This is a genomic window from bacterium, assembly GCA_021372515.1.
Classification (GTDB): Bacteria; Gemmatimonadota; Glassbacteria; order GWA2-58-10; family GWA2-58-10; genus JAJFUG01.
Window position 1 is genome coordinate 1 of sequence record JAJFUG010000090.1, and the last position, 6,892, is coordinate 6,892.

Below are 6,892 nucleotides of genomic sequence, written 5' to 3' on the forward strand. Positions count from 1 at the left end.
CGGTTGGGCAGGTTGCGCAGACGGGCCAGCAGCTCGTCATCCGCCTTGAACGTGATAATATCCGGCTTGGTCCTCGGCATTCGGCCTCCCCTCTGTGTGAGGTTCGCAAACAGTCCTTGCTGAAATATTATTACCCGGTAATACCGAAGTCAAGATGCGGAATCTAATCCAAAGAACGATATGCAAAAGGTGAAAAATACTTGCCGGAACAAAAAGCCTGGTTTTGATGTAGAATGGTTGCAAAACGGTCCCTTCCCCCACACCGTTTTCAGGAGTCGTGCCATGACGGTTCCTCCTGCCCTGCCCGAGCCGCCCGAACCAAGCGCCGCCCAACATAGCCGCGACCGAGGACAATCCCGCGGGCTGAACAATGCACATAGACTGATACGCTCTGTAAGCCTGATTTGCTGTGTGGCTCTCGCCGCGCTGTCCGCTGCGCTCCACGCGGCTGAGGCCTTGCCGCCCTCGCAGCAGGCCGCGTCCCTGCTCGCCGCGGGCGACAGCGCCGGGGCGTTAGAGGTTCTGGAGCATTCCCTTGACCGGGATTCGATGGACACCGCCGAGCCGTACCTGCGCGGACGGCTGCTGCTGGCGGCGGGACGGCTGGATGAGGCGGAGAGAGATTTCCGGAAGGTGATTCATTCGGGATCCGACAGCCTCCGCGCGCTGGCGCACCTCGGCCTGGGCGATATCCGGCGCACGTTGCCCTACCGCAGGGGGGAGGCGGTGGGTGAATACCGACGGGCGATCCAGGCGGACTCGCTCTGCTTCGAGGCTTATTACCGGATTGCCGAGACCGCGTTCGAGCTGGGCTGGACCAGCGGTTACCAGAGCGCGGATGACATTCTGGCGCGCCTTGTCCGGCTGAACCCGAACTATCGTGACGCCCTGGATATCTGGTGGAAACGGATATTTTCTCAGAGCGACAAGCGGTTGCGTGAGGTCGGCGCAAGCCTCGAACGGTATCTGGCCACCCACCCCGGCGATTGCCGGGTCTGCCTGTACGCCGCCCGGATCCGTCAGCGGCTGTGGGAGGCCGGGACGGCCCTGGCCCTGCTGGACAGCCTGGCCTTGCGCTGCCCGGAATACAGATGCACCGAAAGCTGGCTGATCCGTGCGCACTGCCGGCTGAGCCTGGGAGACACGCTCGGTTTCGAGAGTGCCTACGCGCAAGCCTTGCATTGGGCGGCGAAGGAGGACGATTTCGAGCAATTGTTTCGCGAAGCCGAGCTGATTTTCAGCCCCGTGGAGGCCAGGCGCTGGAACAGCCTGACCACACCGGCCGAGAAAGAGGCGTTTTTCCATGCGTTCTGGACTCGCCGCGATCCGGACCCGCTGGAGCCGCACAACGAGCGGTTGGTCACTCACTATTGCCGCCTGCAATATGCCAAAAGGAACTATTTCGAGTATAACCCGCACAGTTTCTACAACACCTCCGAGAAATACAACCGCCTCATTTCGACTACCGATCATGCCGGGATGGACATGTCCGAATCGACCCGGCCGCAGGAGCCGGAGGATTCAAACGACCCGAAGCATCCCTATTTCGATCCCAAATACGATCCCTCCATGTGGTGGGACCGCTGCCGCACGATGGCGCTCCAGCCGCGCGGGTTGTTCTATGTCCGGCACGGCGAGCCGGATTTCCTCTACAAGTTCGGCCTGCCGTGGAATGCCGAGTTCGATGCCCCGGACTACGAGGCCTGGCGCTATGGTTCGGCTTATTTCCTGTTCAATCGCGTGATTTCGGAGACAGGGGGGGCCGGCAAGTATATCTACAAGAATTTCCGCGGGCGCGGCGATATCACCCGGGCCATGCAGACCGATTCTTTCCGCGACCCGCTCCCGGCGTTCCGGCCCGACCTTTTCGCCGTGGATTTCAAGGCCGGGCCGGGACGGCTGGAGCTGCTGTTTTTCCAGAGCGCACCCCAGGACTCGGTGGTCACGGCCAACGCCCCGTTTTCGGACCTGGCTCTGTTCGACAGCACCTGGACCCGCCTGGTGGCCCGCGATTCCTCGATCGCCTGGCCGCTGACCGTGGGGGCTGGCCGCCTCTGGCTGGCCGCCAACCGGGCCACGGTCGCACCCGGCCGGTACAATTTCGTCCACCGTCTGGATGTGCCCTCCCGGCGGGCGGTGCTGAAAAGACAGTCGGTCAGCCTGCCGTCCTACCCGGAGGACCGGTTCTGCCTGAGCGGCATCCTGCTCGGTACGCACCCCGAGCGCGGCCAGGGCCTGTTCAACCGGTACGGCGTGGAGATCAACCCGCGGCCCGGCCTGCGGTTCTCGCCCGGCGAGGCCATCGCGGTCTACCTGGAGGCCTACGGCCTGGGCGAGGGACGTAAAGGCGGCCGGGCCTTCCGCGAGCGCGTGACTGTCAGCCGGGATGAGAAGAGAAGCCCGCTGGTCAAGCTCCTGCCGTTCGCGTTCCGTGACCGGAAAAAGAGCCTGAGCATGACATTCGAGCGTTTCCCCGAGGACGCTCCGGTAGCTGTGCCCGAGACTTTCGACCTCGACACCACCCCCCTGATGCCCGGGGTCTATGCGCTCACGGTGGAGATCACCGACCGTGGCAGCGGCACCCGCTGCTCCCGCGGCTGTTCGTTCGAGATAAGCGAGCGGTAAGAGGGGAGACGGAGAAGCAGATGCGGCTGAGCGTATCTACGCTGAAAATGTCTTTGCTCCTGGCTATTGCCCTGGCCGCCGGGGCCGTCTGGGCCGCCGGCGGCCCGCCGCCCTCGCAGCAGGCCGCGGCCCTTTTTGCGGCGGGCGACAGCGCCGGGGCGGGACAGCTCCTGGAGCGTGTCCTGGAGCGGGACAGGAAAGATTACCCCGGCTATGTACTACGCGGACAGTTCCGCCTGAAACACCGGGACTGGAACCGGGCGCAGTCTGATTTCCGTCACGCGCTCAGCTCGCCCGATCCCACGGTGCGCTCACAGGCCTACCGCGGCCTGGGGGATGTGATCCGCTACGGGAGCGAGGGCCACCTGACCCAGGCCTTGGACCAGTACCGTCTGGCCGTCCTGGCCGACTCCACCAACCGCGAGGCCCTCTACAGCCTGGCCGAGGCCGGGTTCGACCTGGCCGACAGCAAGGGCTATGATCTGTCCAGTTCCGCCCTGACCCGTCTGGTTTGTCTGGACCCCGAGTACCGCGGCGCGCTGGGGCTCTGGAACGACCGCTTTGTCCGCCACCCCGAGGACCAGACACACCGGGTCTGCGAGAACCTGGAGGGCTGGGCCGGGGCGGACAGCCTGTACGGGGGCTACTGGCTGCACGCCGGGCGGCTGCGTTTCCGCCTGGGTGACTGTGACTCCGCCCTGGCCGACCTGGAGCGCGCCGGGCGCGAGGCCCCCGCGTTCAAGCCCGCCGAGCGGCAGCTCCTGCGCGGACGGTGCCGCTTGGCCCTGGGCGACAGCCTGGCTTTCGAGGCCCTCTACGACAGCGCCCTGGCCGCCGCTGCAGCCGATGGTGACTACACCGCCCTGCTGGTCGAGGCCCAGGGGCTTTTCACCCCCGAGGAGGCGGCCAAATGGGAGCGCATGAGCACGGCCCAGGAGATGAACGCCTTTTTCCGCACTCTCTGGGCGCGCCGCGACCCCGACCCGCTTACCCCGTACAACGAGCGCCGGGTCACCCACTATGTCCGCCTGGCCGAGGCGCAGAGCTATTTCGCCCTGAGCAACCCGCACAGCAAGTTCCAGAACTCCGAGAGCTACAACCGTCTTGTCTCCCAGACCCTGCCCCAGCCGGGCACGTTCCGCCTGGGCGACCGTGACTCCGGCCCGTACGGGGTGGACCCCAAGCTGATGTTCCAGCGTGGCAGGGGCCTCGACCTGGACCAGCGCGGCCTGCTGTTCCTGCGTCATGGCCCCCCGGACGAGGTGCGCCGCCCGGAGGCCCCCACCAACAAGCCCCTGGCCAGCCTGCTGGATGAGCACGAGGCCATGCTGCAGGACCTTCAGCCGGTCACTTTCAGCGCCAAGCAGTTCGGCGACCCGGTGCCGGATGGCCTGCCGAGCCAGGAGGTCTGGCGCTACGGCTCGGTGTTCTTCCCGTTCGAGAAAGTCTACGGGGCCGGGGATTTCATCTACATCCCGGTCTACCTGAACAGCATCGGGCGGATCGAGCAGGCGCTGGAGTGCGAATCGTTCGAGGACCCGCTGCCGGCCTGCAAACAGGACTTTCTGGGCGTCGATTTCCGCGGGCCGCAGGGGAGGGTCGAGCTGCTGTTCTTCCAGAGCCTGCCCCAGGATTCCGTCCGGACCGAGAACGCGCCGTTCGCCGACCTGGCCCTGTTCGACACCACCTGGACCGTGGTGGCGCGCGACTCCTGTCTGGCCTGGAGCGTAAAGGCCGGGCCGGAATACCTGTGGCTGGCGCTCAGCCGGGCGCTCCTGCCGCCGGGCAACTACAACCTGGCCCTGCGCCTGGATGTCCCCGGACGGCGCACGGTGCACCGTCAGGCGTTCAGTTTCCACCCCTACACCGCGGGGGCGTTCGAGTTGAGCGGGGTGGTGCTGGGCACGGCTCCGGGCCACGGCCACGGCCTGTTCAGCCGCAACGGGGTGGAGATCGACCCGCGGCCCAGCCTGAGCTTCACGGTCGGCGAGAAAGTGGCGGTCTACCTGGAGCTTTACAACCTTGAGCCGGACAGCGCCGGGCAGCACCAGTTCCAGGAGCGGGTGACAGTGGCGCGGGATGAGCAGAAAAGCGAGCTGGCCCGCCTGCTGGGCTTTGCCTCGGGAAAGCGTGAGACCAGCCTGAGCATGACTTTCGAGCGCGGTCCGTCCGCCGCCGCTCTTTGCACGCCGGAGAGTTTCGACATCGACACCGCTCCGCTGCTGCCGGGGGTGTACAGCCTGAACCTGGAGCTGCTCGACCGGGTGAGCGGCCTTCGCCGCACCCGCAAGTGCGCCTTCGAGGTCAAGGAAACAGGAGGCGGGAAATGACGTTTTTCCGGGGTGGTGGCTTCGCTGGAGCCCGGTTTATCACGCTGGCCTTTCTGTTCTCCGGCGCAGTGACCGCCTTTGCCGGGAACACGCCGCCGCTTTCGCTGTTCGCGGACAGTGATTCACTGTCCGAAGCCCCCGAGGTGGCCGACTCGCTGCGCCGCCTGGAGGACAGCCAGGGGCTGGCCCTGCTCGATGCGGGTGAAAGTCTGCTGAAAGAGGGCAAGCTGCGCGCGGCCGAGCGGAAATACTTCGAGGTGCTTTTCTCGCGCAGCCCGTCGGTGGTGGTCCGGGCGCGGTTCGGCCTGGCCGCAGTCTACAGCCGGACCCCGCGCCGCCTGTTCGACGCCGTGGCCCAGTACAGGCGTATCCTGCGCCTGGAGCCGGAGAACCGCGCGGCGCTGCGGGCCCTGGCCGACACCGGTTTCCGGCTCCAGGAGACAGGCGGCTTCGACCTGGCCGAGCGCGCCCTGCGCCGCCTGGTACTGGTGGACCCGGATTACGAGGGGGCCTACGAGCTCTGGCGGGGGAAAATCCGGGACCAGGACCCCCAGGACCTGCGCCAGGTGGACAGCCACCTGCGCGACTGGCTGCCGCGGCATCCCGAGCGCGGATACTGGTGGCTCGACCTGGCCTGGGACAGCTTCCGTCTGGGCAACCTTGGCGGAGTGTTCGCCAGCCTGGACAGTCTGCGCCTGCGCTGGCCCGGCTACAAGCGTTCCGAGCAGTGCCTTCTCACCGCGCGCTGCTGCCTGGAACTGGGAGATACCGCGGCGTTCGAGCGGGGCTACAACGAGGCGCTGGAGATCGCCGGCCGGGAGGGTGGATTCGAGCGGCTCAGCTTCGACGCCCAGACCATCATGACTCCCGCCGAGCGGGTCCGCTGGGAGGGCGAGAAAAGCCCGGAGCAGGGCGCGGCCCTGTTCCGCCAGTTCTGGATGCACCGCGACCCCGACCCGACCACGCCGCACAACGAGCGCCTGGTGGAGCACTATGTCCGCCTGGCCGGAGCCGAGAAGTACTACAAACAGCTTTTCCCGCACAGCAAGTTCCAGACATCCGCCAATTACCAGCGTCTGACCTCCGGACAGTCACAGACAGTGGACTACGATCCGGTCAAGGAGATCGGCGACCTTGGGACAGCCCTGGCCCTGGATCAGCGCGGACTGCTGTACATGCGCTTCGGAGCGCCGGAAAAGATCGACAAACCCGAAATCTCCCAGGCGCCTAACCCGGCTGAGGTCTGGTGGTACAAAAACAGCGGCTTCTTCATTTTCGAAAGGAAGTTCGGCACGGGCGATTTCAGGTTTATCCCCTCCGCTATCAACGGCGCAGGCAGTATAAGGAAGGCTATGGCCGCGGACCTGTTCGACGATCCCATGCCCAGCCTGCAGCAGGACTACTACGGCGCCGATTTCCGGGGTCTTGATGCAGAGGTGGAGGTGGAGTTCTACCAGAGCGTGCCCCTGGCCGCCGCGGCCCAACCCCCGGCCGCAGTGACAGTGCTCTACGACAGCACCTGGACCGAGCTGGCCCGCGACAGCTCCGTGGCGGCGCCGGTGCGCACCCCGTCGGACTCGTTCTGGCTGGGAATCAACCGTTTGAGCGCCGGGCCGGGCCGCTATTTCTATGTCGCCAAGCTGGAGATCCCCGGCCGCCGCGTGGTGGCCAAAAAGGAACTCAGGCTTGCCACCTACGGCGAGTCCGAGCTGGATATCAGCGGGGTGGTGCTGGGCAGCACTCCGCAGCCGGGCGACGCTCCGCTGGAGCGCGGCGGAGTGGGACTTCTACCGCGGCCCAGCCTGCGCTTCGCGCGCGGCGAGCCGATCAATGTGTATTTCGAGGTCTACGGCCTGCGGCCCGGAGCCGGAGGCAGCCGGGAATTCCGTGAAAAGGTGACCGTAGTGGCGGCGGATAAGAAAGAAAGCGGCGGCGGT

At 66.0% G+C, this 6,892-nt stretch carries 3 protein-coding genes; all 3 read left to right on the forward strand.

Annotation, left to right across the window (positions count from 1 at the left end):
- Nucleotides 1-411: 411 nt before the first annotated feature.
- On the forward strand, nucleotides 412-2,625 hold the full coding sequence (locus LLH00_09020; protein MCE5271413.1) for a GWxTD domain-containing protein: 2,214 nt from the start codon (nucleotides 412-414) through the stop codon (nucleotides 2,623-2,625).
- A 20-nt stretch (nucleotides 2,626-2,645) separates the two neighbouring features.
- Nucleotides 2,646-4,955, forward strand: a complete 2,310-nt coding sequence (locus LLH00_09025; GenBank protein ID MCE5271414.1) for a GWxTD domain-containing protein — start codon at nucleotides 2,646-2,648, stop codon at nucleotides 4,953-4,955.
- Nucleotides 4,952-6,892 (forward strand): GWxTD domain-containing protein (locus LLH00_09030; GenBank protein ID MCE5271415.1); only part of this gene is annotated, 1,941 nt, incomplete at its 3' end. The genes LLH00_09025 and LLH00_09030, both read left to right, overlap by 4 nt.